General features: G+C 62.8%; 20 protein-coding genes and 2 pseudogenes. 12 read left to right on the plus strand and 10 right to left on the minus strand.

Annotated elements, in window-relative coordinates; translation table 11 throughout:
* Nucleotide 1 precedes the first annotated feature (1 nt).
* From EI969_RS30875 to EI969_RS03310, 5 genes and pseudogenes are all read right to left on the minus strand, one after another.
* Nucleotides 2-865, minus strand: coding sequence for a methyl-accepting chemotaxis protein (locus EI969_RS30875; RefSeq protein WP_371925841.1), 864 nt, complete (start codon nt 863-865; stop codon nt 2-4).
* A pseudogene (locus EI969_RS30880) lies at nt 860-1,636 on the minus strand (MCP four helix bundle domain-containing protein); the annotation flags it as partial. The pseudogene EI969_RS30880 and the gene EI969_RS30875, both read right to left, overlap by 6 nt.
* A gap of 76 nt (nt 1,637-1,712) precedes the next feature.
* Nucleotides 1,713-2,387 carry a DUF2238 domain-containing protein gene (locus tag EI969_RS03300; protein WP_160385914.1) on the minus strand — a complete coding sequence of 225 codons (675 nt, stop codon included), beginning with the start codon at nt 2,385-2,387 and terminating at the stop codon, nt 1,713-1,715.
* 35 nt (nt 2,388-2,422) lie between these two features.
* The gene (locus EI969_RS03305; protein WP_160385915.1) at nt 2,423-2,827 is read right to left on the minus strand and encodes a hypothetical protein; all 405 of its coding nucleotides are present in this window, start codon (nt 2,825-2,827) and stop codon (nt 2,423-2,425) included.
* Between the two features lie 57 nt (nt 2,828-2,884).
* Nucleotides 2,885-3,700, minus strand: a complete 816-nt coding sequence (locus EI969_RS03310) for an AraC family transcriptional regulator (protein WP_160385916.1) — start codon at nt 3,698-3,700, stop codon at nt 2,885-2,887.
* A 134-nt stretch (nt 3,701-3,834) separates the two neighbouring features.
* On the opposite strand from EI969_RS03310, the gene EI969_RS03315 reads away from it, so the two are divergent.
* Together EI969_RS03315 and grxC are read left to right on the plus strand one after the other, a co-directional pair.
* Entirely contained in the window at nt 3,835-4,353 is a 519-nt protein-coding gene (locus EI969_RS03315; protein ID WP_160385917.1) for a carboxymuconolactone decarboxylase family protein, read from the plus strand.
* Nucleotides 4,354-4,379: 26 nt separating this feature from the next.
* A complete protein-coding gene (grxC, locus tag EI969_RS03320; protein ID WP_160385918.1) occupies nt 4,380-4,631 on the plus strand; it encodes a glutaredoxin 3 in 252 nt (83 codons plus the stop codon).
* A gap of 75 nt (nt 4,632-4,706) precedes the next feature.
* Here the strand turns inward: grxC and EI969_RS03325 are convergent, their stop codons facing one another.
* From EI969_RS03325 to EI969_RS03335, 3 genes are all read right to left on the minus strand, one after another.
* Nucleotides 4,707-6,101 (minus strand): tripartite tricarboxylate transporter permease, encoded by a 1,395-nt coding sequence (locus tag EI969_RS03325; protein WP_371925842.1) that lies wholly within the window; start codon nt 6,099-6,101, stop codon nt 4,707-4,709.
* Nucleotides 6,102-6,230: 129 nt separating this feature from the next.
* Entirely contained in the window at nt 6,231-6,716 is a 486-nt protein-coding gene (locus EI969_RS03330; RefSeq protein ID WP_160385920.1) for a tripartite tricarboxylate transporter TctB family protein, read from the minus strand.
* Nucleotide 6,717: 1 nt separating this feature from the next.
* Nucleotides 6,718-7,683, minus strand: a complete 966-nt coding sequence (locus EI969_RS03335; protein WP_160385921.1) for a tripartite tricarboxylate transporter substrate binding protein — start codon at nt 7,681-7,683, stop codon at nt 6,718-6,720.
* 390 nt (nt 7,684-8,073) lie between these two features.
* On the opposite strand from EI969_RS03335, the gene EI969_RS03340 reads away from it, so the two are divergent.
* The 5 genes from EI969_RS03340 (at nt 8,074) to EI969_RS03360 (ending at nt 15,895) form a co-directional block, all read left to right on the plus strand.
* A complete protein-coding gene (locus EI969_RS03340; RefSeq protein ID WP_160385922.1) occupies nt 8,074-8,331 on the plus strand; it encodes a DUF2790 domain-containing protein in 258 nt (85 codons plus the stop codon).
* A gap of 84 nt (nt 8,332-8,415) precedes the next feature.
* Nucleotides 8,416-9,087 carry a heavy metal response regulator transcription factor gene (locus EI969_RS03345; RefSeq protein ID WP_046040381.1) on the plus strand — a complete coding sequence of 224 codons (672 nt, stop codon included), beginning with the start codon at nt 8,416-8,418 and terminating at the stop codon, nt 9,085-9,087.
* Nucleotides 9,088-9,095: 8 nt separating this feature from the next.
* Nucleotides 9,096-10,526, plus strand: a complete 1,431-nt coding sequence (locus EI969_RS03350) for a heavy metal sensor histidine kinase (protein ID WP_160385923.1) — start codon at nt 9,096-9,098, stop codon at nt 10,524-10,526.
* Nucleotides 10,527-10,628: 102 nt separating this feature from the next.
* Nucleotides 10,629-13,016: a DUF3772 domain-containing protein gene (locus EI969_RS03355; protein WP_160385924.1), complete on the plus strand. Its 2,388-nt coding sequence runs from the start codon at nt 10,629-10,631 to the stop codon at nt 13,014-13,016.
* Between the two features lie 119 nt (nt 13,017-13,135).
* Nucleotides 13,136-15,895, plus strand: a complete 2,760-nt coding sequence (locus EI969_RS03360; RefSeq protein WP_160385925.1) for a C2H2-type zinc finger protein — start codon at nt 13,136-13,138, stop codon at nt 15,893-15,895.
* 51 nt (nt 15,896-15,946) lie between these two features.
* On the opposite strand, the gene EI969_RS03365 is transcribed toward EI969_RS03360, so the two are convergent.
* Both EI969_RS03365 and EI969_RS03370 read right to left on the minus strand, forming a co-directional pair.
* A complete protein-coding gene (locus EI969_RS03365; protein WP_160385926.1) occupies nt 15,947-17,437 on the minus strand; it encodes an aldehyde dehydrogenase family protein in 1,491 nt (496 codons plus the stop codon).
* Nucleotides 17,438-17,573: 136 nt separating this feature from the next.
* Nucleotides 17,574-17,963: a cytochrome c family protein gene (locus EI969_RS03370; RefSeq protein ID WP_150718952.1), complete on the minus strand. Its 390-nt coding sequence runs from the start codon at nt 17,961-17,963 to the stop codon at nt 17,574-17,576.
* A gap of 282 nt (nt 17,964-18,245) precedes the next feature.
* On the opposite strand from EI969_RS03370, the gene EI969_RS03375 reads away from it, so the two are divergent.
* The 5 genes and pseudogenes from EI969_RS03375 (at nt 18,246) to EI969_RS03390 (ending at nt 24,846) form a co-directional block, all read left to right on the plus strand.
* Entirely contained in the window at nt 18,246-19,568 is a 1,323-nt protein-coding gene (locus EI969_RS03375) for a hypothetical protein (RefSeq protein ID WP_160385927.1), read from the plus strand.
* A 273-nt stretch (nt 19,569-19,841) separates the two neighbouring features.
* Nucleotides 19,842-20,351, plus strand: a pseudogene (locus tag EI969_RS30885) (cache domain-containing protein); the annotation flags it as partial.
* Between the two features lie 144 nt (nt 20,352-20,495).
* Nucleotides 20,496-21,749, plus strand: a complete 1,254-nt coding sequence (locus tag EI969_RS30890; RefSeq protein WP_371925843.1) for a methyl-accepting chemotaxis protein — start codon at nt 20,496-20,498, stop codon at nt 21,747-21,749.
* 510 nt (nt 21,750-22,259) lie between these two features.
* Complete coding sequence (locus EI969_RS03385; protein ID WP_160385929.1) at nt 22,260-23,573, plus strand: APC family permease; 1,314 nt, start codon at nt 22,260-22,262, stop codon at nt 23,571-23,573.
* On the plus strand, nt 23,566-24,846 hold the full coding sequence (locus tag EI969_RS03390) for an aspartate aminotransferase family protein (RefSeq protein ID WP_160385930.1): 1,281 nt from the start codon (nt 23,566-23,568) through the stop codon (nt 24,844-24,846). The genes EI969_RS03385 and EI969_RS03390 overlap by 8 nt, the downstream gene beginning before the upstream one ends.
* Nucleotides 24,847-24,855 lie beyond the last annotated feature (9 nt).

Raw genomic sequence — 24,855 nt, forward strand, 5'->3', positions numbered from 1 at the left:
CTCAAAGCCTGAACCGATCCACCGACTGCGACAACTGCCCCGCCAGGCTCGACAACTCATCGGTGGTCGAAGCCGTCTGCCCGATCACCTTGCTGTTGCCTTCGGACATGCCCGCAATCATCTCCACCTGATGGGCGATTTCGTTGCTGGCCAGGCTTTGTTCGCCGATGGTGCGGCTGATGTCATTGACCAGTTGCGTGGTGTGCAGCGTGGCCTCGAGGATCTCGCGGATGGCGCGCTCGACATCGGCCGTCACCGCCATGCCTTTGTCGACCTGGGCCACGCCCTCCTCCATGCTGATCACCGCCTCGCGGGTGCTTTGCTGGATGCGTGCGACCATGCTGGCGATCTCCTGGGTGGAGGCGCTGGTGCGCCCCGCCAGGCTGCGGACCTCATCGGCCACTACGGCAAAACCGCGCCCCTGCTCGCCGGCGCGGGCGGCTTCGATGGCGGCGTTGAGAGCCAGCAGGTTGGTCTGGTCGGCGATGCCCTTGATCACCTGGATGATGTTGAAGATCCCTTCGGACTCCTTGTCCAGCGTGCGGATCACCTGGGCCGACTGCTGCGCCGACCGCGCGATGCCGTCCATGTCGCTGACCACCTGATGGATCACACGGCCGCCGTCCTTGGCCAGCGATTCGGCCTGGTTGGCCATGTCCAGCGCACGCTCGGCGTGGCGAGTGATTTCCTCGATGCTCGCGGTCATTTCGCTGGCGGCCGCGGCCATGGTGCTGGCTGCCGCGCTTTGCTGCTGGCTGCTGCCGGCCACCTCATGGCAGCCGTTGCTCAGTTGCTTGCTCATGCCGCTGACGCCGTGGGCGTTGCTGCGCACCACCTCGATCATGCCGCGCAAGTCCCGTTGCATGGTCGCCAGGCTACGGATCAGCGCGCTGGCTTCGTCGTTGCGGGTGGGCTCGACAATTGGCTCGCTGAGGTTGCCATGGGCGATGCTCTCGGCAATGCGGCTGGCGGTTTGCAGCGGGCCCATGATGCTCAGGATCGCCGAGCGCCCCAGGGCCAGCAGCAGCAACAGGCTGGCGATCAGCACGCCACCGAGGGTCAGGTTGGCGTTGCTGATGGCGTGCGCGGTGCCCTGGCTGGTCTGTTGCGTGTCGTTTTCGATCAACTCGCTGACGGCGGCCATCTGGTCTTCCAGCTGGCTGAAGGCACTGTTGAAGGTGCCCAGTTCCTGTTGCGCGGCGTCCGTGTTCTCCAGCGCCAGCCCGGCGATGCGCTCGGCGGAGCTGATGTAAGTGTCGAGACTGGGCTTGATCTTGTTCAGGCCGGCCTTGATGGTGTCGTTGACCGGCAGCTTGAGGTTTTCCCCGAGCACTTCGCGAAAGCGCTGGGCGTGCTCTTCGAGGGAACTGCGCACCTCGGCTTTGTTGTTGGTGCTTTTGTTCAAGCCCACCAACATCGACGACAACACGTCGGCGCGCAGCGCGTCGTGCATCATGTCGGCTTCGAGGTGATTGCGCAGCGCGGCCATGCTGACGTTGTTGTCGTCCACGGCCCCGGCCATCCGGGTGTTTCCCAGGTAACTGACCAGGCTCATGATCAACGCAGTGAGCAATCCGGTGCCGATCAGCAATATTAAACGCAGTTTTATGGACACTCTGTGGTTCCTCTCTGGCACGTCGGGTAGCGGGGTTTGCCCCGTGCGGATGGCACGCTTCAAGAGGTTATCGACGGGATTGCGCAGTTATTGAAGCCTATCCCCACAGATTGTTTTTTTTGCGACATGCGGTCGTCATCGGCTGTTTTTGCACCGTGCCGCGCAGAGACACCAGCAACAGGCTGGCAAACGCACCGGCGACTGCGATGGCCATGTCCTTTTGCGAATCCCAGGGATCGTTTTGAGCGCCGACGAAGGCGTTGGCCGTGTCATTGCCCAGGAAGGCACCGCCGATCCACTCCACCAATTCGTACACAGCGGATGTCGAGAGCATGATGTTCAGGGTCACGAAAAACAGCCAGAACCCGCGCAGCGGCGTCAGGCGCCCCAAGACTTCACGCACCGGATAAACCAGCAGCAGCCCGTAGCTCAGATGCACCAGACGGTCGTAGTAATTGCGGTGAATACCGGTCGCCCGTTCGAAACTGAAACCCAACCACGCCGACGACCAGTGTTCGTAAGGCACCAGGGAATAGGTGTAGTGGGCACCCAGTTCATGCACGCACAAAAACGCAAACACCAGTGTGATGGAGGTCGTCGACAAGCGGAACCGCCCGGCAACCGCGACCAGCGTCCCGACCAGCAGTAGCACCAGCAGGTTTTCCAGGGCCCAGTCCACCCGGCTTCGGGGATCAAAGCCTGATATCAGCACAATCACCAGAAACACCATGAGCAACGTCAGGTCGTACCGTGAATGTTGGCGGGACTGCATGGCTTGAGTTCCTCGAAGTCTGGACAATGACCCTTTCAGTTCGAGGAAAAGCTGCGGCGCAAAGTTCGCTTTTTTCCGATGAGCCGATGACCTGTAGGAGCCGGCTTGCCGGCGATGGCGGTCTTGAGCCATGCATCGATCTTTCGGGCGCCATCGCTGGCAAGCCAGCTCCCACAGTGGGCTGTACGCAGGTTTGCCTTTGTAGGAGCCGGCTTGCTGGCGATAGCGGTCCTGAGCCATGTATCGATCTTTCGGGCGCCATCGCTGGCAGCCAGCTCCCACAGTGGGCTGTACGCAGGTTTGCCTTTGTAGGAGCCGGCTTGCTGGCGATAGCGGTCCTGAGCCATGCATCGATCTTTCGGACGCCATCGCTGGCAAGCCAGCTCCCACGGTTTGCCTTTGTAGGAGCCGGCTTGCCGGCGATGGCGGTCCTGAGCCATGCATCGATCTTTCGGGCGCCATCGCTGGCAAGCCAGCTCCTACAAGGGGGGTGTGGGTCAGTTGCCTTTCCACTCCCTGGGACTCAGCCCGGTCTTGCGCCGAAACGCCCGGGCCAGCGCCGAGGGGCTTTCGTAGCCGACTTCCTCGGCGATCAGCGCAATCGGCCGGCCCTCGCGCAAGCGTTTCTGCGCCAGGCTGATGCGCCAGCTCACCAGGTAATCCACCGGCGTCTGCCCGACCACCCGGCGAAAATGCTCGGCGAAACCGGCCCGCGACATGTTCGCGGCCACCGAGAGTTCGGCCACGCTCCAGGCCTTGGCCGGGGCTTCGTGCATCAGGCTCAGCGGCCGCGCCAGGCGTGCGTCGGCGAGGCCGGCCATCATGCCCGGCTGCTGGCCGGTGGTGCTCAGGATGTGCCGCAGCAACAGAATCACCAGCAACTCGAACAGGCGATCCATCACCGCTTCGCGCCCGCAGGTACCGTCGAACGCCTCGTTGAACAGCCATTCCAGGGTCCCGGCCAAGGAAGGAATTTCATCGAGCTTGAGCACCAGGTAATCCGGCAACGCCGCCGCCAGGGCATTGCCCGCCCCGCCGTCAAAATCCAGGGTCGCGCAGACCAACTGCGTGCCGGACGCTTCAGAAGCGAACAGACGATGTCGATAGGGCCGGGGGAAAAAGATCAGGGTCGGTTCGCTCAGTTGCAGGTCCGGCTGATCGCCCATCTTGAGCAGCAGGTCGCCGGCCTGCAGCAAGTGCAGGTGACCGCTTGCCTGTTGGCCGTCGTAGGCGGCGGTGCCGCAAAACGTGCCGCTGTGAAAGGTGCCGGCATTGACGCCGAAGTGTGTGAGCAAGGTGGACAAGCGATCCATGACAAGGCTCCGGGAGGCATCTTTGGACGATCTGTCGCATATCCTCGACGATTTGCACCCAACAAGCCAGGCGCTCTCCCTAACATCAGCTCCGTACCCAGCGCATACCGCGCTTCACACTACGGAGTATCACCATGACTCACATTGCCCCGATCAGCCTCGAACACGCCACCGACACCACCCGTCCGCTGCTGGAAGCTGTGCAGAAGAAAATCGGCTTTCTGCCCAACCTGTTCAGGGTGCTGGCGAACGCCCCTGTCGCGCTGACCTCGTACCTGCAAATTTCGGCAACCCTGGCCAAGACTTCCTTGAGCGCCACGGAAAAAGAAGCGGTGTTCCTCGCCACCTCGCAGGTCAACGGTTGCGACTACTGCGTGGCGGCACACACATTCTTCGCCGGCAAGGTCGGGCTGTCGCAGCAGGACATCCTCAGCGCACGACACGGCGAGCTCAACGCCATTGCCGCCCTCGCCCGCCAGATCACCGAAAGCCGCGGACACCTGAGCGCCGAGCAACTCGCCGCCGCCCGCGCCGCCGGTATCGACGACGCCAAGATCATCGAAGTGATCGCCCATGTGGCGGCGCAGACGCTGACCAACTACCTGAACAACACCGCGCTGACCGACATCGACTTCCCGGCCATCGACGCCTGAATGACTGGATTGACGGAGGACCCACCATGAACACCGTGACCCTATACACAACCGACACCTGCCCTTTCTGCCGCAACGCAAAAGCCTTGCTGGCGAGCAAAGGCGCGGTGATGCAAGAGATCAATATCGAGCGCGAGCCCGGAAAAATGCAGGAAATGCTCAACCGCAGTGGTCGACGCAGCGTGCCGCAGATCTTCATTGGCGACACGCACATCGGCGGCTTCGACGACCTGGCCAAACTGGATCGTCAGGGTGGGTTGATGTCGATGCTGGCCTGAGTCGGTCAGGTATTGGTTTTCCACCTGGTCCACTGCAAGACCCTGTGGGAGCGGGCTTGCTCCCACAGGGTGGACTCAATCATCCTCATGCAACTTGATGCCGCGTTTATGCAGCACATGCGGCACCACCAGCACCAGCAGCGTCAGGGCGAGGAAGAACGCCGAGATCGGTTGCGTGAGGAACACTGTCCAGTCGCCCTCGCCGATGGACAGGGCGTTGCGCAGCTGTTTCTCGGCCATCGGCCCCAGCAGCATGCCGACGATCACCGGCGCGACGGGGAAGTCGAACCGCCGCATCAGCACCCCGCCCCAGCCAATCGCCAACATCAGCAGCAGGTCGAAAGATGAGTGGCGCATGCCGTACACGCCGATGGTGGCGAAGACGAGGATGCCGGCGTTCAGGTAGGGCCGGGGGATTTGCAGCAGCTTGACCCACAGCCCCACCAGCGGCAGGTTCAACACCAGCAGAATCACGTTGCCGATGTACAGCGAGGCCACCAGCGTCCAGACCAGGTCGGCGGAGGTTTCGAACAGCATCGGCCCGGGTTGCAGGTTGTAGTTCTGGAACGCCGCCAGCAGGATCGCAGCGGTGGCGGACGTCGGGATGCCCAGGGTCAGCAACGGCACCAGCGAGCCGGTCGCGCTGGCGTTGTTGGCCGCTTCCGGGCCGGCGACGCCTTCGATGGCGCCCTCGCCCTTGTTGGCGGAAAACTCCTGGGGGTACTTGCTGAGCTTGCGTTCGGTGGAATAGGACAGGAAGGTCGGAATCTCGGCGCCACCGGCCGGAATCGAGCCAAACGGAAAACCGATCAGCGTGCCGCGAAGCCACGCCGGCACCGAGCGCTTCCAGTCGGCACGGGTCATCCACAACGAGGTCAGGCGATGCCGGCCTTCGTTGGCTTCGGTTTGATAGAGCAAGCTGTACAAGGCCTCGCCTACTGCGAACAAACCGACCGCCACCAGCACCACTTCGATGCCGTCCACCAGTTCGGGCACGCCGAGGGTGTAGCGGGCAATGCCCGAGGTCGAGTCCAGGCCGATCAAACCGATGGTCAGCCCGACACCCAGTGAAGCGAACCCGCGCAGCATGGACGCGCCGAGCACCGCCGACACGGTGGTGAACGACAGCACCAGGATCGCGAAGTATTCGGTGGGGCCGAAATTCAGCGCCAGCCTGGCCACGATGGGCGCAAACAGCGTCAGCAAAACCGTGGCGATGGTGCCGGCGACGAAGGAGCCGATCGCCGCCGTCGCCAGCGCGGGTCCGGCGCGGCCGTTTCGCGCCATGAGGTTGCCTTCCAGGGCCGTGACCATCGACGACGATTCGCCGGGGGTGTTGAGCAGGATCGAGGTAGTGGAGCCACCGAACTGCGCGCCGTAGTAGATACCGGCGAACATGATCAGCGCCCCGGTGGGATCGACCTTGGCAGTGATCGGCAACAGCAGCGCCACCGTCAACGCCGGACCGATCCCCGGCAACACGCCGATGGCGGTGCCGAGCAGGCAACCGATGAACCCCCACATCAGGTTGATCGGCGTCAGCGCCGAGGAAAACCCCATCGCCAGGCTTGAAAGAATGTCCACGGTGTCGCTCTCCTTTCAAAGCCAGATATTGATCAGCGACGGCAGGGAAACCCCGAGTCCGGCGTTGAACAGCCAGTAGATCGGCAGGGTCAAGGCGATGCCGATGGCCAGGTCCCGCACCGGATGACGGCTACCGAAACCTCGCGCCGAACAGGCAAACAGCAACCCGGCGGCCAGCACGAAACCGATCAGGTTGATCAGCAGCGCCACCCCGACAAGCCCCGCAGTCACCCAGGCCGCGCCGGCCTTTCCACCGGGCACCGTGCCCGTGTCGTCGTTACCCAGCTCGCGAAAACCGCCGCTGAGCGCCTGATAACTCAGCAACAGGCCCACACCGCCGAGAAACGCCGCCACGACATAGGGGTAAACGTACGCTGGCAGGATGACGAACCCCATTTCAGGCGGAAAACGGTAGGCACCCATCGCCAAGATGACGCTGATGGCAATCAGGCCGATGCCGACCGCCAATTGCGTCGGCACCACGGCGCGCTGTGTGGCCATCTCAAAGCAGCCCGACCTTGACCAGCATGGCGCGCAACCGCACGTGTTCTTCCTCGACGAATTTGCCGAACTCATCGCCGGTCAGCACGCTGGGCGTCCAGGCGTTGGCCTGGATATTGTCCTGCCAGACCTTGCTGTTGGTGGCGGCCACGACGGCGTCGGTCACCTCTTTACGCTGCTCCGGGGTGAGGCCCGCCGCACCATAAACGCCGCGCCAGTTGCCGATGATCACGTCATAGCCACTCTCTTTGAGGGTCGGTGCATCAATGCCGGGAACACGCTCCGGCGCGCCGATGGCGAGGACACGGAACTGACCGTTCTTGATGTACTGGCCAAGCTCGGCGTAACCGCCGGTGATCACCTTGAGCTGGCCGCCCAGCGCCTGGGCAACCACCTCGCCGCCGCCACCAAAGGCTACGTAGTTGACCTTGTTCACCGGAACGTCCAGCTTGCCGGCAAGCTCGGCGATACCGATGTGGTCGACCGAACCCTTGGAGCCGCCGCCCCAGGTGATGCTGGTCGGTTTGTCCTTGAACGCCTTGATCAGGTCATCGAGGGTCTTGAATTCGGATTCCTTGCGCACGGCGATCACGTTGTACTCGGTGAACAGCCGGGCAATGGGCGTCACATCCTTCAGGCTGATCTGCGATTTGTTCTGCTCGATGCCCGCGACCATGATCGCGCCAACCACCAGCAATGCGTTCGGGTCGCCCTTGGTGCTGTTGGCAAACTGCGCCAGACCCAGGGTGCCGCCCGCCCCGCCCTTGTTCTCGAAGGTCACGGCCTTGGCCGTATTGGCTTCGACCATGGCCTTGCCCAGCACCCGGGCGGTCTGGTCATAACCACCGCCCACCGAGCCCGGGGCCATGAACTTCACGGTATCCAGCGCGAAGGCTGGAGCGACCAGCACGGCAGCGGCCAAACCGGCGGCCATGCAGCGACTGAAACGACGGATCAAAGCAGACATGGGCATCTCCTGATTGCATTGTTTTTATGGGTGCCGTGGGTCCATCGAGCTGCTCGATGGAGATGGGCCTGCGAACAAGCTTAGGCCATGGATGGGTGGGTTGATCTGTTTTGCTGAAACCGCCCGCCAATGGCGCCGCAAACCCCCTTGTGGGAGCGAGCCTGCTCGCGATGAACCTAAAGTCACCGCGTTTATTCAGGTAACCCGCGTAATCGTTAACGACCATCGCGAGCAGGCTCGCTCCCACAAGATCCTGGGCGCTCCTGCCATCCATTCATTACAACTTTGTCATCAAGCTGTTGGTCGGCTGTCCGGATCGCCTCGTTAACCTGAGCTCACTGCCAGGCCAACCTTCGGCAGCCACCCTGCCCTTGTAGAGAGAGATCCGTCATGAAAATGTTGATCGCAGGTTTTGTCGCTCTGCTCGCCACCGGATCGGCGTTTGCCGCCACCCAGTCCACCTCGCCGGTCATCCACGACAAAGACGGCTTCTATGTCCCGGTGGATGTGGCCAAGGTCCTGTCCATGACCGACCTGTCCGGCAAGTGCGGGATCGTGCCGGCGCAGTTCAACTACCTCGACCACCAGGGTCGCGAACACCAGCTGGACTATCAGGTCCAGGGCGTGGGTTGCCTTGGCGAGAACTGATCGAATGCCTGTATTGACGGCTGGCCGGGCTACACTTGCGCCAGAGATGCGCCTCCGTAGTCCGACCGAAACAGGCAGCGCCCGATGAACATCCTCGTAGTCGAAGACGAACCCAAGGCCGGCAATTACCTGCTCAACGGCTTGCAGGAACTCGGATACACCGTGAGCCTGGCGCGCGATGGCGTCGATGGCCTGCACCTGGCCCTGGAGCACGATTTCGATGTAATCGTGCTGGACGTCATGATGCCGAAGATGGATGGCTGGGAAGTCCTGCGCCGCCTGCGCAAGGAAGCCGACACGCCGGTGCTGTTCCTCACCGCCCGGGATGACATCGCCGACCGCATCAAGGGCCTCGAACTGGGCGCCGACGACTACCTGATCAAGCCGTTTTCCTTCGCCGAACTCGTGGCACGCCTGCGCACCCTGACCCGCCGTGGTCCTACCCGCGAAGAAGAACACCTGCACGTCGACGACCTGCAGATCGACGTGCTCAAGCGTCGCGTCAGCCGCGCCGGCAACCGCATCACCCTGACCAACAAGGAGTTCGCCCTGCTGCACCTGTTCGCCACCCATCAGGGTGAAGTGTTGTCACGCTCGATGATCGCCTCGCGGGTCTGGGACATGAATTTCGACAGCGACACCAATGTCGTCGATGTCGCGGTGCGCCGCCTGCGCCTGAAAATCGATGATCCGTTCCCGCTCAAGCTGATCCACAGCGTGCGCGGCATCGGCTACCGCTTCGACACTCAACCCTGAACGCCCCCATGAATGCCATGACGCCGCTGCGATCGGCCTCCCGCCTCAGCCATTCCCTGACCCTGCGCCTGGCGCTGGTGTTTGCCCTGCTGGCGTTTGTCTCGCTGGCGCTGCTGGGTGTGGCGCTGTACCGCGACCTGGAGCGCGAGCTGATCCATCGCGACGACATCGCCCTGATCACCCGCATCGACCAGTTGCGCACCTTCCTCAACGACAGCAATACCCTGGACCTGATCAAGGCCAAGCCGGCGCTGTTCCAGAACATGATGGGCAACCGCGAGGCCCTGCTGACCATCGGCACCCCCGGCCAGCCACCGTTGCTGGTGGTCAACCCGGGCAACCTGAACATGCCGGTGCTGACCCCGGTGGCGATGGATCATCGGCTGACCCTGGACGACGTGCAGCATTTGCCCAACGTCAATGGCGTACCGTTTTCCGCCCTGGCGGCGACCATCGACTCCGGTGACCTGGGCAGCCTGCAAGTGGTGACCGGGCGCCTGATGACCGAACGCACGGCCGTGCTCGCCGAATACCGCTTCAATGTCTACCTGTTCGCCAGCGTCGCGGCGATTCTGCTGGCGCTGTCCGGTTATCTGCTGGTGCATCGCGGCCTGCTGCCCGTGCGACGCCTGGCCCGCCACACCCAGAGCATCGACGTCGGCAACCTCAACGAACGCCTCGACAGCCAGGGTGCGCCGCTGGAACTGTTGCCGATGATCGACGCCTTCAACGCCATGCTCGACCGCCTGGACAAAGGCTTCATCCAGCTGGGCCAGGTATCGACCGACATGGCCCACGAGCTGCGCACGCCGATCAACAACCTGCTCGGCGAAACCCAGGTGGCCCTGCAGCAGAACCGCAGCACCGACGCCTATCAGCAGCTGCTGGCCTCGAATGTCGAAGAACTCGAACGCCTGGCGCGCATGCTCGACAACATGCTGTTTTTGGCCCGCACCGATCCGCGCAGTGCCTTGCGCCAGCGTCAGGAGCTGGATGCCGCCGACGAAATGCAACGCATGGCCGACTATTTCGAAGGCCCGGCGACCGACGTTGGCATCTGCATCGATGCCCGGGGCAGCGGTCTGATCTGGGCCGAGCCGATGTTGCTGCGTCGCGCACTGGCCAACCTGTGCGCCAACGCCATCAAGTACGGCGCCCCGCATTCCGAGCTGTGCATCCACGCCCACCCGACCGCCGACGGCATTCAAGTGCAGGTGCGCAACCACGGCCCGACCATCCCGGCCCGGCATCTGCCAAGGCTGTTCGAACGCTTCTACCGGGTCGATGAGTCCCGCGAACGCTCGGCCCAATCCAACGGCCTGGGCCTGTCGATCGTGGCGACGATCATGCAACTGCACAACGGTGCCTGCCATGTCAGCAGCGCCGACGGCATCACCTGCTTCGAACTGTTTTTTCCGGCGCGGCAGCGGCATGAGTAGCCGCTGAAGACCGGCCTGCCGCGCATCCGACCAAACAACCCTCGATTTTTCGCGTCATGACCTACCCTCATAGGCTAAGTGGGCAACCCGTCGAGCGCGCCGATGTGCAATGCATTGAAGTCAGTGATTTTCGTCGTTTTCGCGCTTCTGGCGGCGAACGCCGGTTGCCTGTCGGCGGCGCCGATGGCCGACTCCCTCGCTCCCGCCACGACACCTGCGCCGGTCAGCATGTCCGACAGCGAGCTGCTCGGCCTGCAGAACCAGCTCAACAGCCTCAAGCAGCAGGTATCCCTGGCCACCAACTACACCCAACTGGAAAGCTCGCAGGATCAGGTGCAGGCACTTATCCAGGAGGTTGATCGCCAGTCTGCCGCGCTGCTGCCCGGGCAGTCGCAATTGCAGGCGCAACTCAATGTGCTGGGGCCGGTGCCGCACGACGAGAACGCCTTGGTGACGTCTGCCATTGCCACCCAGAGGGACGTGCTCAGCGAACAAAAAAGCAAGATCGACGAACAGCTCAAAACCCTGGCCGCGCTGAAAGTGAGCGCCGCCGAGCTGATTACCCAGATTGCCAGTATCCGCCGCAGCCTGCTGGAATCGGAGGTGACCCAGCAGACCAACAGCATCCTGAACCCGAGTTTCTGGTCGCCCTTGTTCGATCTGCCGGCCGATGACCGTCAACGTTTCAGCGCGCTCGTCCAGCAACTGCAGGCCACCCACCAGGCTGCCTGGCAACCGGGCCAACGCGGGATCACCGCCGCCCTGCTGCTGCTCGCCCTGGTCATCTGGACCGTCGGGCGAAAGCTCGCCGGCCGGTTTCTGGCATGGTTGTGCATCCATCGAATGCCTGAAGGCCGGCTGCGGCGCAGCTCCCTTGCGCTGGCCTCGGTAGTGGCGACGGTGCTGAGCGCCGGCATCGCCCTGCAACTGCTGCACTTTGCCGGGACCCGCCAACTGCCCTACTCGCCGCTGTTGGCCGACCTGGCGCAGTACCTGGAAAAGCTGGCCTATACCTGCGTGCTGATCACCGGATTGAGCCGCGCACTGTTGTCGACCAAACACCCCTCCTGGCGCCTGCCCGACATTGCCGATGAGGTGGCACTGGCGATGGAGCCCTATCCGCGGTTGCTGGCAAGCCTGTTGCTGGTGCTGGTGACCCTGGTGCAGATGAGCAATGTCACCGGCATGAGCGCCGAAGTGGTGTTGTTCGGCCGGGGCATCGTCGCGTTGGTCGCGGCACTGGTGATCGGCGCGTTGCTGTTGCGCGTCAGCAAGACTCGCCGGGAGCTGATAGTCGCCGGCGAAGCCCCCGAAGGCGTCACCACCTTCGCTGGCCTGATCTACACGTTTACCGGCGTTGCCGTGGTGGTGTCGCTGTTCGCCCTGGTGATCGGCTACGTGACGATGGCCCGGTTCATCACCTATGAAATGGTCTGGGTCTTCATCATCTTCTCCGGTTTCTACCTGCTCACCCAGGTTTACCAGGACACCTGCGACTACCTCTTCTCGCCCCGACAAGCTGCCGGCAAGGCGATCAAACAGCTGCTGGGCATCGGCAACCCGCGACTGGAGCAAATCTGCACGGTGTTCTCCGGAGCAGGCCGCGCCATCCTCATGCTGATCGGCGTCATCGCCCTGTTTGTCGGCGGTGTGGGGACGACGCTCGGACAACTGGTCACCGGCACCGTAGCCATCCTCGGCGGTGAAGGCCTGCGCAAGCTGAACATTGTCCCGGACAACCTGCTGCGTGCCTTCCTGACGCTGATGATCGGTGTCTACCTGATACGCACGCTACGCCGCTGGCTGGATCGCGAATTCCTGCCGAAAACCGAGATGGACCCTGGCATGTGCGCCTCGCTCAGCACGCTGTTTGCCAACATCGGTTACGCCTCCGTGGTGCTGCTCACACTGTCGTCGCTGGGGATCCAGTGGACCAACCTGGCCTGGATCGTCAGCGCCTTGTCGGTGGGCATCGGCTTCGGCCTTCAGGAGATCGTGAAGAACTTCATCTCCGGCCTGATCCTGCTGACCGAGCGCCCGGTGAAGGTCGGCGACCTGATCAGCATCAGTGGCGTGGAAGGCGATATTCGACGGATCAACGTGCGGGCCACGGAAATACAACTGGCCGACCGCTCGATCATGATCGTGCCCAACTCGCACCTGATTTCACAGAACCTGCGCAACGTCACCCTCGGCGGCAGCGCCCAGGGCGTGGTGATTCTCGAACTGATGTTCCCACTGGATATCGATCCGGAGCGGGTGCAAAACCTGCTGATGGACAGCTACACCGAACACGAGTCGATTCTGGATAAACCAGCGCCGTTCCTGCGCTTCAGTCAGCTGAAACCTGAAGGTATCACGCTGACCATCACCGGTTATGTCGGCAGCCCGCGCACGGTCGGCGCGATCAAGAGCGAGCTGCTGTTCGAGATTCTCAAACGGCTGGGTGCCGCCGGAATTGAACTGACGAAACCACCACCGGCTGCGTGATCGTCGGAGCGGCGATCCGGCGCGCCCGCGATGACGGCCTGACAGCCGCAAAATCCCGCCCAGCCCACTGTCATTTCTGTCAGTAGCCACCCCCCGGCACCGCATGTTATTCCTGCCACATGAACCGCCCCAACCTGCACACTCACACCCCAACCCTCACGGCCATCGATCCCCGAGGCCTGGCCGTGCGCGGCGTTGCGTATGCCCGCAGCGATGCTGAGCAACCAGCACAAACGCATGTCACCCGCCAAGGGTTCGACCCGCAGGGCCGTGAAGTCGAGCGTCAGGATCCGCGGTTCTTTGGCGAAGGGCTGGGGCCGAATCGCACTTCGGTGCATGCCTTGTCCGGCAGTGTCCTGCTGAATGACAGTGTCGATGCCGGCTGGACGCTGTCATTGCCCGGTTCGGCGAATCAGTGGCTGCAACGTTGGGACAGTCGCAGCACGCAGCAACACCATTACGATAATCTGCTGCGCCCCGTGTCCGTTACCGAACAACTGGAGGATGACACGCCTCGAGTTGTCGAGCGCTTTCTCTACGGCGGCCCCGCTGGCAGCCCGAGCAACCAGTGCGGGCAGTTGATCCGCCATGACGACCCAGCCACCACCCGGCACATGCCCGATTACGCGCTGCACGGTCTGCCGCTGCTGGAGACCAGCCATTTCCTCAAGTCCCTGGAGCCGGTGGACTGGCCGGCCGAGGTCGAGGCGCGCGATGCCTTGCTCGAGGGCGGTGCCGGGCTGGACAGTCGCTGGCGCTACGACGCCCTCGGTGAGGTCATTTGGCAAACCGATGCAATGCGCAACCGTCGCCGTTTCGTCCGCACCTGTGCCGGGCAATTGCGCGAGGCGTTTTTGCAGCTTTTGGGAGGCGATGAATTCCCGCTGGTCAGCACGATCCGCTACAGCGCCGCCGGTCTGGTCGAGGAGGAACGGGCCGGCAACGGCGTGGTCACCCGCGCTGAATTTTTCCCCGAGGACATGCGCCTTCAACGCTTGAGCGCCGGCCGCCCGGGTCAGCCCTTGCGCCAGGATTTGCATTACGCCTACGACGCAGTGGGCAATCAGGTGCAGGTCGATGACCGATCCAAGCCCGTCACCTACTTCAAGAACCAGCGCATCGACCCCGTCAGCACCTACGCCTACGACACCCGCTACCGCCTGATCGCCGCCACCGGTCGTGAAGTCTACCGCGCCGCCAACGACCCGCACGCACTGGTCAACTACCGCGAAGAGTATGAGTACGACGACGGCGACAATGTTGTGCGGCTACGTCACCTGGGCGAGCAGCCGTTTACCCGTCGCTGGGCGGTGGCCGGTGACAGTAACCGCAGCCTGATTCATCACGACGGCGATTCAGCGCCGGACTTCGCCAACGAATTTGATGGCAACGGCAACCAGGTTCACCTGCTGCGCGGCCAGCGCATGCACTGGGATGCACGCAACCAGTTGAGCCAAGTCGCCCCGGTGCAGCGTGAAGACGGCCCGGACGACCGCGAACTCTACCGCTACGGCGGCGGTGGCAAACGCCTGCGCAAGGTCCGCTGCACCCTGGCGTCCGGGCGTACGGTGCTCAGTGAAGTGCGTTACCTGCCCGGGCTGGAAATCCACCGCGCCGCCAATGGCGAGGAGCGTCACGTATTGGAGGCCGAGGCCGGGCGCAATGCCGTGCGCCTGCTGCATTGGGTCGGCACGCCACCCAACGGGGTGGACAACGATCACCTGAGTTACAGCCTCACCGACCACCTCGGTTCCAGCCTGCTGGAACTCGACGAACAGGGTGAAGTGCTGAGCGAGGAAGGCTACCTGCCATTCGGCGGCCGGGCCTGGTGGATCGAGCACCACGGGGCCAAGGCGTCGTACAAAACCCGCGGTTATTCAGGCAAGGAACGTGACGCGACGGGGTTGTATTACTACGGCTATCGCTATTACGCGCCGTGGCAGCAACGCTGGATCAACCCGGACCCGGCGGGGGAAGTGGATGGGTTGAATTTTTACTGTTTTGTGGGTAATTCACCGCTGCGGTATATCGATCGGGATGGGCGTGTGGGGGAGGATGATTTTACCGATGATGAGCTATTGAAATTCGCTGGAGACATCGCGAATGCCTTTGTGCAAGGCGACCCTGATGCCGCTGGGCTCATTACCGAAATCGCTGCAGCGGACTTGATACCGGGCCTTGCCGAGCAACTGGCGGCCGATATTCCTGAACCACCGCCCTCACCGCCGCCGGCTATTGTGTTGCCACCGGTTCAGCAGGTTCGATCCACATCGCCAATACCTGGCCCGAGCCGAGGTCTGCATGCTTTGAATGAACCCCAACCCTCGACTTCCGCTGCGGCTTATGGGGGCGGTGCAGCGCTGGTAAGTACTCGGAGGAAGCAGTTTGAATGTCCGCTATGCAGTAAAATTTTTTTAGCCAAACAGAGTCTGGAGATCCATACACGAACCCATACCGGGGAAAAGCCTTTCGTATGTAAAGACTGCGATAAGCTTTTTACTCAAAAGGCCCATTTGACGAGCCATCAGCGGACCCACACTGGGGAAAAGCCTTTCGTATGTAACGACTGCAATAAGGCTTTTAGTCAAAGCGCCATTTTGGCGAACCATCAGCGGACCCACACTGGGGTAAAGCCTTTCGTATGTAGTGACTGCAATAAGGGTTTTAGTCGACTACCCGAATTGACGATCCATAAGCGGACCCACACCGGGGAAAGGCCTTTCGTATGTGACGTCTGCAATAAGGGTTTTAGTCGAAAACCCGATTTGAGGACCCATCAGCGGACCCACACCGGGGAAAAGCCTTTCGAATGTAACTACTGCGATAAGAAATTTACTCAATCCTCTAATTTGAAATGCCACTTACGATCCCACACCTGAAGTCACCGAAAAAACCCGTGGGAGCGACGATCCGTCGCTCCCACAGCTCAATCAATGCGCGATACACACCGACTTAAGCTCGGTATAAGCCTCAATCACCGCACGACCAAACTCACGCCCCATGCCCGATTGCTTGACGCCCCCGAACGGCATCGCCGGGTCGAGCAGTACGTGGGCGTTGACCCACACGGTGCCGGCCTCGATGCGCGGCACCAGGTTCATCGCCTTGCCCAGGTCATTGGTCCACAGGCTCGCGGCCAGGCCGTAGCGGTTGTCGTTGGCCTGTTCGATCACGGCGTCTTCGTCGTCGAACGGCATCACGCCCAGCACCGGGCCGAACACTTCTTCGCGGGCCACGGCCATGCTGTGGTCGATGTCCGCGAGAATGGTTGGCTGCACGAAGAAACCGTCGCCTTGCAGCAATTCACCGCCCGTCACCACCCGCGCACCTTGTTGGCGGGCCAGTTCGATGTGCTTGAGCACGCTTTGTTGTTGCTTGCGCGACACCAGCGGGTTGATCGCCGCGTCACAGTTCATGCCTGCGCCAATCGGCATCGCCGAGACGGCGGCGGCCAGGGCTTCGACGAATTGATCGTGGATCGAGCGGTGCACATAAAAACGCGACGCTGCGGCGCAGACCTGGCCGTTGTTCAGCAAACCGCCAAGTATCGCGCCTTGCACGGCTTTTTCGATGTCGGCATCGGCGAGCACGATCATCGGGTTCTTGCCGCCCAGCTCCAGAGAGAAGCGCGTCATGTTTTCCATGCACGCCACGCCGACGCTCTTGCCCACGGCGGTGGAGCCGGTGAACGACACCTTGCTTACCATAGGGTGCGAGGTCAGCACGCCGCCAACCGAGGCGCCGCCGCCGGTGACCACATTGAACACGCCGGCCGGGATGCCCGCTTCCAGCGCCAGCTCAGCCAGGCGCATGGCGGTCAGCGGGGTTTCCATCGCTGGCTTGATGATCACCGTGCAACCAGTGGCCAGGGCCGGCATCAGTTTCCAGGCGGCGATCAGCAGCGGGAAGTTCCACGGCACGATGCCGACCACCACGCCCACCGGCTCGCGCTTGGTGAATGCGGTGAACTTGGCGCCTGGCGGCAGCGGGATCGATACATCGAAGGTCTGCCCTTCGATCTTGGTCGCCCAGCCGGACATGTAGCGCATGAATTCCACGGTGGCGTTGAGGTCCAGCGCGCGGGCCATGTTGATCGACTTGCCCTGGCTCAGGGTTTCCAGCTGGGCCAGTTCTTCGGCGTGCTCTTCGACCAGGCGGGTGAAGTTCAGCAGGATGCGTTCACGGTCGGCCGGACGCAGGCTCGACCACACGCCGGACTTGAACGCCTTGTGCGACGACTGCACGGCGCGTTCGACGATTTCCAGCGGCGCGTCCAGGGTTTCGCACAGGGTTTGCCCGGTGGCCGGGTTGACCACGGCGATGCTGTCGCCCTCGGCAAACAACCACTGGCCATCAATGAAGCAGCCGTGACGACGTTCGAGGAATGCAGCAACCTGGGGCAGGATTTCAACGTTGCTCATAAATCACCTTTCATTCAGATGCAGGAGCCGGCTTGCTGGCGATAGCGTCTTGACGGGCAGTGCAGACTCAAGGCCGTCTCGCTGGCAAGCCAGCTCCTACAGGGGGTGGTTGGTTGTCAGTCAGTAATCCGACTGATCAGTGTTGTTCTTTGAGGAAGCACGCGACCGCCTGGCGGTCATCGGCGGAAGCCAGGCCCATGTACGGCATGTAGGTGCCCGGTACGTAGGCCTGGGGCTGGGTGATCAATTGCGTGATGGTCTCGGCTTGCCAACTGACGTCTTTGTCACGCATGGCCTGGGAATAGCTGAAGCCGGCCAGCGAGCCGGACTTGCGTCCGTACACGCCGAACAGGTTCGGCCCCATCATGCCGGTCGTGCCCTTGGTCACCGCGTGGCAGACGCTGCACTCGGTGGCAAACACTTCGGCACCACGATGGGTGTCCGTGGCGCATTCGGCAGCAGACACCGCCTGAACCAGGGTGAAGGACAGCAAGCCGATGAGGGGCAAACGCAGCGAAGTGAACATAGGAAAACGACCTTGAAAATCCACGCGCCCGCCAGCAGGCGAACGCCAACACTAAAAACGCCGAGGCAACGGTGCTTCGGCAGGTTGGAAAGGATTGTCGGTGGTCGCCGGCACGTAGGTTTTGCCCTGCGTGCCAGTTGTATTGGCCGGGCTGCCAAACCGGCCAATCTGGCATGCACAACCAACTAATTGGCAAACAGGGAAAAGGGCAATCGAAAGCCGCGACTTAGTATCCGGGCAGACCGCAAACCTGCGCTCAAGAACAAGAACGGATGCCACACCATGCTCAAGTCCCCCTTGCTTCGTCTCTCGACGCTCGCGCTGATGATCAGTGCCGGCAATGCCGGTGCCTATGAACTCTACGCCGATGACGACAGCCATCTGAACGCTACCCTCGAGGCCGTGTTCGGCATTTTCCACAGCCAGGAAAACTACGCCCTGTCCGGCCGCCTGAGTGAAGGCAGCTCGTCGTGGCGCGAGGGCTACATCAAATACGGCTTGAGCTTCGACCAAGGCCTGGGCGGTGTGGGAACCGCGTACGGCGCGGGCAACATGCTCAGTTCCGGCACCTGGGGCGATGGCGATGCCGCCGGTTTCAGCGATGGCTCGGAACGCACCACCAAGTTCGAAGACGCCTACCTCGGCTGGCGCTCGGCCGACCTGTTCAGCGCGCTGGGCAGTGACGGTGTAGACCTGTCCTTCGGCCGGCAGAACATCGTCGTCGGCGACGGTTTCCTGATCGACGGCGACGCGCTGAACATGGGCAAGGGCCTCGCCGACGGCGAATTCAACCGTGGCGGCGCCTACTACCTGGCGGCGCGCAAGGCCTTCGACGAAACCGCCGTATTGCGTCTGGGCGGCAAGGAAGGCTGGCGCAGCGACCTGATGTGGCTCAAGTCCGACAACCGCGCCCAGGCCAAGACCGAAATGTACGTCGGCACCCTGGAGCACGTGGCCGAGGCCGGCACGGTCGGCCTGACCGTCATCAAGACCACAGACATCGACGAACAGTACGCCTCGCCGATCCAGCTCGAACGCGACGGCATGAAGACCTACAGCCTGCGCGCGGCGGGCAACGCCGGGGTGAAAGACCTGTTCCTGTCCGGTGAATACGCCAAGCAGGACAAGCCGCACACCTCGACCGAAGACGCCTGGTACCTGGAAGCCGGCTGGACCTTCTCCGACGCGGTCTGGACGCCGAGCGCCAGCTACCGCTACAGCCGTTTCTCGGAAGGCTACGACACCCTGTTCTACGGTTTCAGCCGTGGTTATGGCACCTGGTTCCAGGGCGAGGTCGCGGGCAACTACGCCGGGCCGTTCAACAGTAACTCGCGCATCCAGAACGTCACGCTGAAAGTCTCGCCGCTTGCGAACCTCAACATCGGCGCGATGTACTTCAACTACGACACCATCGACCGCAGCCTGGGCAACACCGATGGCCACGAAGTCGACCTGTACGCCGAGTGGCACGTCAACGACCACCTGACCGTGATGCCGCTGGTGGGCATCTACCAACCGGACAAGAGCGCCGAAGACGGTGGTACCCAACTGGGTAACAACGACAAGAACGTCTACGCCCAGGTGGTGTTCGCCACCGGTTTCTAATCTCGGCCGCGGGCAGTGGCCCTGCCATTGCCCGCGTGGAAAAAGGTATTTCCAATGCACAGAACATTCCTGACGATCCAGAGCAAGATCGCCCTCCTCGCCGGCCTCTGCCTGCTGCTGGTCGTCGGCTTGTTGATGGGGCTGTCGCTCTACCAGACCCACAAGAGCAGCCAGCAAGTGGCCCAGGCCAGCGGCGACATGCTCGCCAATGCGGCCAGGGAACACATGCAGGCCCTGGGCAAAGTGCAGGCCATGCAAGTGCAACGCACCTTCATGCAGACCCACGAATACGGCCAGGGGTTATCGCGCTATTTGCTGTACCTGCGACAGTTGCAACAACAGGGCAGCCTGACCCGCCAACAATTGCGCCAGGAGCTGAGCACCCAGCTGCACCAGGCCTTGATCGACAAGCCCGACCTGCTCGGGCTTTATGTCATTTTCGAACCCGGTGGACTCGACGGCTCCGACGCCGACTTCGTCCACCAGACCGAACTTGGCAGCAACGAAACCGGACGCTTCGCCCTGTATTGGGTGCAGAGCAAACCCGGTGAACTGCAAGCGGTGATCGGTGACGAAGGCCTGCTCGCCAACACCGAGCCGGGGCCGAGCGGCGCGCCGTACAACGCCTTCTACACCTGCGCCCGCGACACCCGCCAGGCCTGTGTGCTGGAACCCTATTTCGATGAAGCCTCCGGCAGCCGCAAACTGGTGACCAGCGTGGCGTTCCCGTTGATGGAAAACGGCAAAGTCATCGCCGTGGTCGGGCTGGACATCAACCTCGCCGCCCTGCAACAGAACAGCGAGGCCAGCGCCCGTGAGCTGTTCGATGGCAACGGCCAGATCAGCATCGTCAGCCCGCGCGGGGTGATCTCCGCCAATAGCCAGGACGTCGGCCGCCTCGGTCAACCAATGGACAACGTCGAGGTGATGGACAGCCTGCGTCAGGGCCAGCCAACAGTGTTTGTCGACGCCCGGCAAATCACGGTCCTAGAACCCTTGTCGCCGATTGCCGGTGCCGCGCCATGGGGTGTGCTGGTCGGTGTGCCGCAGAACGTGTTGCTGGCACCGGTCACTACCTTGCAGAAAGAGCTCGATGTCCAAGGCGTGCAAAGCACTGCGCTGGAACTGCTGCTCGGCGGTGGCTCGGCCCTGCTCGGCCTGATGCTGATCTGGTACACGGCGCAACGCATCACCCGGCCGCTGCAAGTGCTGACCCGAGTGATGGAGGACATCTCCCTGGGCGAAGGCGACCTGACCCGGCGCCTGCAAGTGCAATCGCGCGATGAAATCGGGCAACTGGCGACCGCCTTCAATCGCTTCGTCGAGCGCATCCACCATTCGATCCGCGAAGTGTCCTCGGCGGCGCTGGGTGTGAACGAAGGCGCGCGGCGCGTACTGGATGCGTCGAACTCATCGCTGAGCAATTTCGACGATCAATCGACCCGCACCAACAGCGTGGCGGCGGCGATCAACCAGCTCGGCGCGGCCGCCCAGGAGATCGCCCATAACGCCTCCGATGCCTCGCAACAGGCTTCGTCCGCACGCCAGCAAGCCGAGGATGGACGTCAGGTGGTGCAGCGCACGATCGAGGTGATGAACGAACTGTCCGGCAAGATCAGCGCCTCATGCGCCAACATCGAAGTGCTCAACGACAAGACCGTGAACATCGGGCAGATCCTCGAAGTGATCAAGGGCATCTCCCAACAGACCAACCTGCTGGCGCTCAACGCGGCGATTGAAGCGGCGCGGGCCGGTGAGGCGGGCCGTGGTTTCGCCGTTGTCGCCGACGAGGTGCGCAGCCTGGCCGGACGCACCCAGGCCTCGGCGCTGGAGATCCAGCAGATGATCGAGGAACTGCAGGTGGGCGCCCGGGAATCGGTCACCACCATGACCGAAAGCCAGCGCCACAGCGAAGAAAGCGTCACCATCGCCAACCTCGCCGGCTCCCGCCTGGGCAGCGTGACCCAACGCATCGGCGAGATCGACAACGTCAACCAGTCCGTGGCCGCCGCCACCGAGGAACAGACCGCCGTGGTCGAAGCCTTGAACGTCGACATCATCCAGATCAACACCCTGAACCAGCAAGGGGTGGAGAACCTGCAGGCGACGTTGCGCGCCTGTACCGAGCTGGAGCAACAGGCCGGGCGATTGAATCAGTTGGTGGGGAGCTTTCGGATCTGAGATTTGTGGTGCTCCCACATTTTTCATCTCTGTCATACACAAATCCCGTGTTCACCAAAGCCCCCTGTGGGAGCGGGCTCGCCCGCGATGAGGCCCGCACATCCAACATCACTATCGCCTGACACGCCGCCATCGCGGGCAAGTCGGATCGCCGCACCGCCGCTCCCACATTTTTGATTTCTGTCGTACACAAATCCTGTGTTCACCAGAGATCCCCTGTGGGAGCGAGCTCGCTCGCGATGAGGCCGTCACATCCACCATCTCCACCGCCTGACACGCCGTCATCGCGAGCGAGCTCGCTCCCACAGTGATCTACGCCAGCCAACATAAATCTGGCACCCACAACCAACCACATGGCATGCGCACACACCCGCCGCGCCCAACCCCGGGCGTAGTATCGAAACCGACCTTCAGGGCTCAACCCGCTTCAGGGGGCCTTGCGATGCAACGCTGAACCCCTCCATTTCTCACTAAAACAATAAATCGGCCTTCGGGTCGCGGGAGATTTCTGTGCTCAAGAAAAGTGCGCTGGGCTGGCCCAAGATTGCCGGCCTCGGAATTGCGTTGGTGGTGGCCGGGCAGTTTTCCGGCTGGAACTTCGGGTTGGCGGCCGGTGGCTGGTTGAACATGTTGATCGCCACTTTGTTGATGGCCCTGCTTTGCGGTGGCCTGGCCTTGTGCGTGGCGGAGCTGTCGACGGCGCTGCCGAGTGCCGGGGGGGTGTTCGTGTATGCGCAAAGCGCGTTCGGGCCGTTCGTGGGTTATCTGGTCGGGGTGGCTTGTGCGCTGGCGCTGACCATCGGCACGGGTGCGGCAGCGACGTTCATCTGCGCCTACACCGAGTCGATTTTCGGCCTCGGCGGCTGGCCGGTGAAGATCGCCCTGTTCGCAGTGATCATCGGCATCCACATGCGCGGCGTCGGTGAGGCCATGGGCCTGACCTTCATCGCAGGCATCATCGCCGTGGTCGCCCTGCTGACGTTTGGCGTGGCCATGGCGCCCCACGTCGAACTGGCCAATTTGCTGACACTGCCGGCCAACGTGACAACGCCGGTGAGCCTGGGCGGTATCTTCGCCTGCGTGCCGTTCGCCATCTGGCTGTTCATCACCGTCGAGCAAACCGGCTCGGCCGCCGAAGAAGCGCACAACCCCGGCCGCACCATGCCCCGCGGCATCCTGGCAGCCATTGGTACCTTGCTGGTGACCGCGCTGGTGGTGCTGGTGTGCGCACCGGGTGCCGGTGGCGTCGAACTGGTCGGGTCGGCGGGCGATCCGCTGTACGCGGCGATGTCCAGCAACAGCGCCTTCGGTGACGGCTCATGGCTGGCCAAGGTGATTGGCTGCGGCGCAGTGTTCGGCCTGATCGCGACCTTCTTCTCGCTGGTCTACGCCGCTTCCCGGCAACTGTTCGCCATGGCCCGCGACGGCTTGTTCCCGCAGTGGCTGGGCAAGACCGGCAAACGCGGCACGCCCTGGCCGGCGCTGTTGCTGATCGGTGCCATCGGTCTGCCGCTGTCGGAAGTCGACCCGGCCACGGTGATGCTCGCGGTCGTGTTGCTGCTCAACGTTTGCTACCTGTTCATTTTTGGCGCGTACCTGCGCATCAAGACCCGTCAACCGGACCTGCCACGCCCGTTCACCCTGATCGGCGGCAAACAGGTTGCGTGGCTGGGCCTGGCCCTGACGCTGGTGGTGATTGCCGCCTGCTTCCAGCTCGACGTGCTGATGCTGATCGCCCTCGCCGTGACCTTCACCCTGTGTATTTTCAATTACCTGCTGCGCAACCGTCGCGCCACTGCCATCGAGATTCCAGACCATGCCTGAAGACACTCTCCTGCAACGCCGTCATCGCGTGCTCGGCAGCGCCTCGCCGCTGTTCTACGACAAGCCCTTGCACCTGGTGCGCGGCGAAGGCGTCTGGCTGTTCGATGTCGACGGTCGCCGCTACCTCGACGTCTACAACAACGTGCCCTGCGTCGGCCACTGCAACCCCCGAGTGACCGAGGCCATGCACCGCCAGGCCACCACGCTGAACATCCACACGCGCTATCTGGATGAGCAAGTGGTGCGCTACGCCGAGCGCCTGACCGCGACGTTTGGCGAGTCGCTGGACACCGCCATGTTCACCTGCACCGGCAGCGAGGCCAACGAACTGGCGCTGCGCCTGGCACGCTTCGCCAGCGGCGGCACCGGCATTATCGTCAGCGACTACAACTACCACGGCAACTCCGCGTCGCTGGCCGAAGTCACCACCGCCCTGCCCTCGCCGGAACCCTTCGCCGCCCATGCCCGAGCGGTGCCGATTCCGTGCCTGTACCACGCACCGGCCGGCACCACCGAGGCGCAACTGGCCGAGCAGTACGCGGCCAATATCGCGGCGGCGATTGCCTCGATGCAGGCCCAGGGCATTCGCCCGGCAGCGCTGCTGATCGACACCCTGTTCGCCAACGAAGGCCTGCCGCGGGTGCCGGCCGGTTTCGTCAACAGGGCGGCAAAGCTGATCCGCGATGCCGGCGGCCTGTTCATCGCCGACGAAGTGCAGTCCGGTTTCGGCCGCACCGGTGATCACCTGTGGGGCCATCAGGCGCACGGCGTGGTGCCGGACATCGTCACCCTCGGCAAACCGATGGGCAACGGCTATCCACTGGCCGGGCTGATCACCCACAAGGCCTTGGTCGAATCCTTCGGTCGTCACGCCATGTACTTCAACACCTTTGGCGGCTCGCCGGTCGCGGCAGCGGTCGGCATGGCGGTGCTGGATGTGATCGAAGAACAGCAATTGCTGAACAACGCACAAAGCGTCGGCGTCTATGTGCAGCAACGCCTGCAAGTGCTGGCAAGCAAGCACTCGATCATCGGCGACGTGCGCGGCAAGGGCCTGTTTTTCGCCATGGAACTGGTGCGCGACCACGCCAGCAAGGAGCCGGCCGGGCTGGAGGCGCGCAAGGTGGTCAACGACATGCGCGAGAACGGCGTGCTGATCAGCAAGATCGGCGCCGGCGACAACATTCTCAAGCTGCGCCCGCCGCTGGTGTTCGGCCGTGATCACGCCGACCTGTTCGTAGACACGCTGGATAACGCGCTCAGCGCGATTTGAGGCCCTGCC

Origin of the sequence: Pseudomonas sp. PB101 (assembly GCF_009764265.1) — a bacterium.
Taxonomy (GTDB): domain Bacteria; phylum Pseudomonadota; class Gammaproteobacteria; order Pseudomonadales; family Pseudomonadaceae; genus Aquipseudomonas.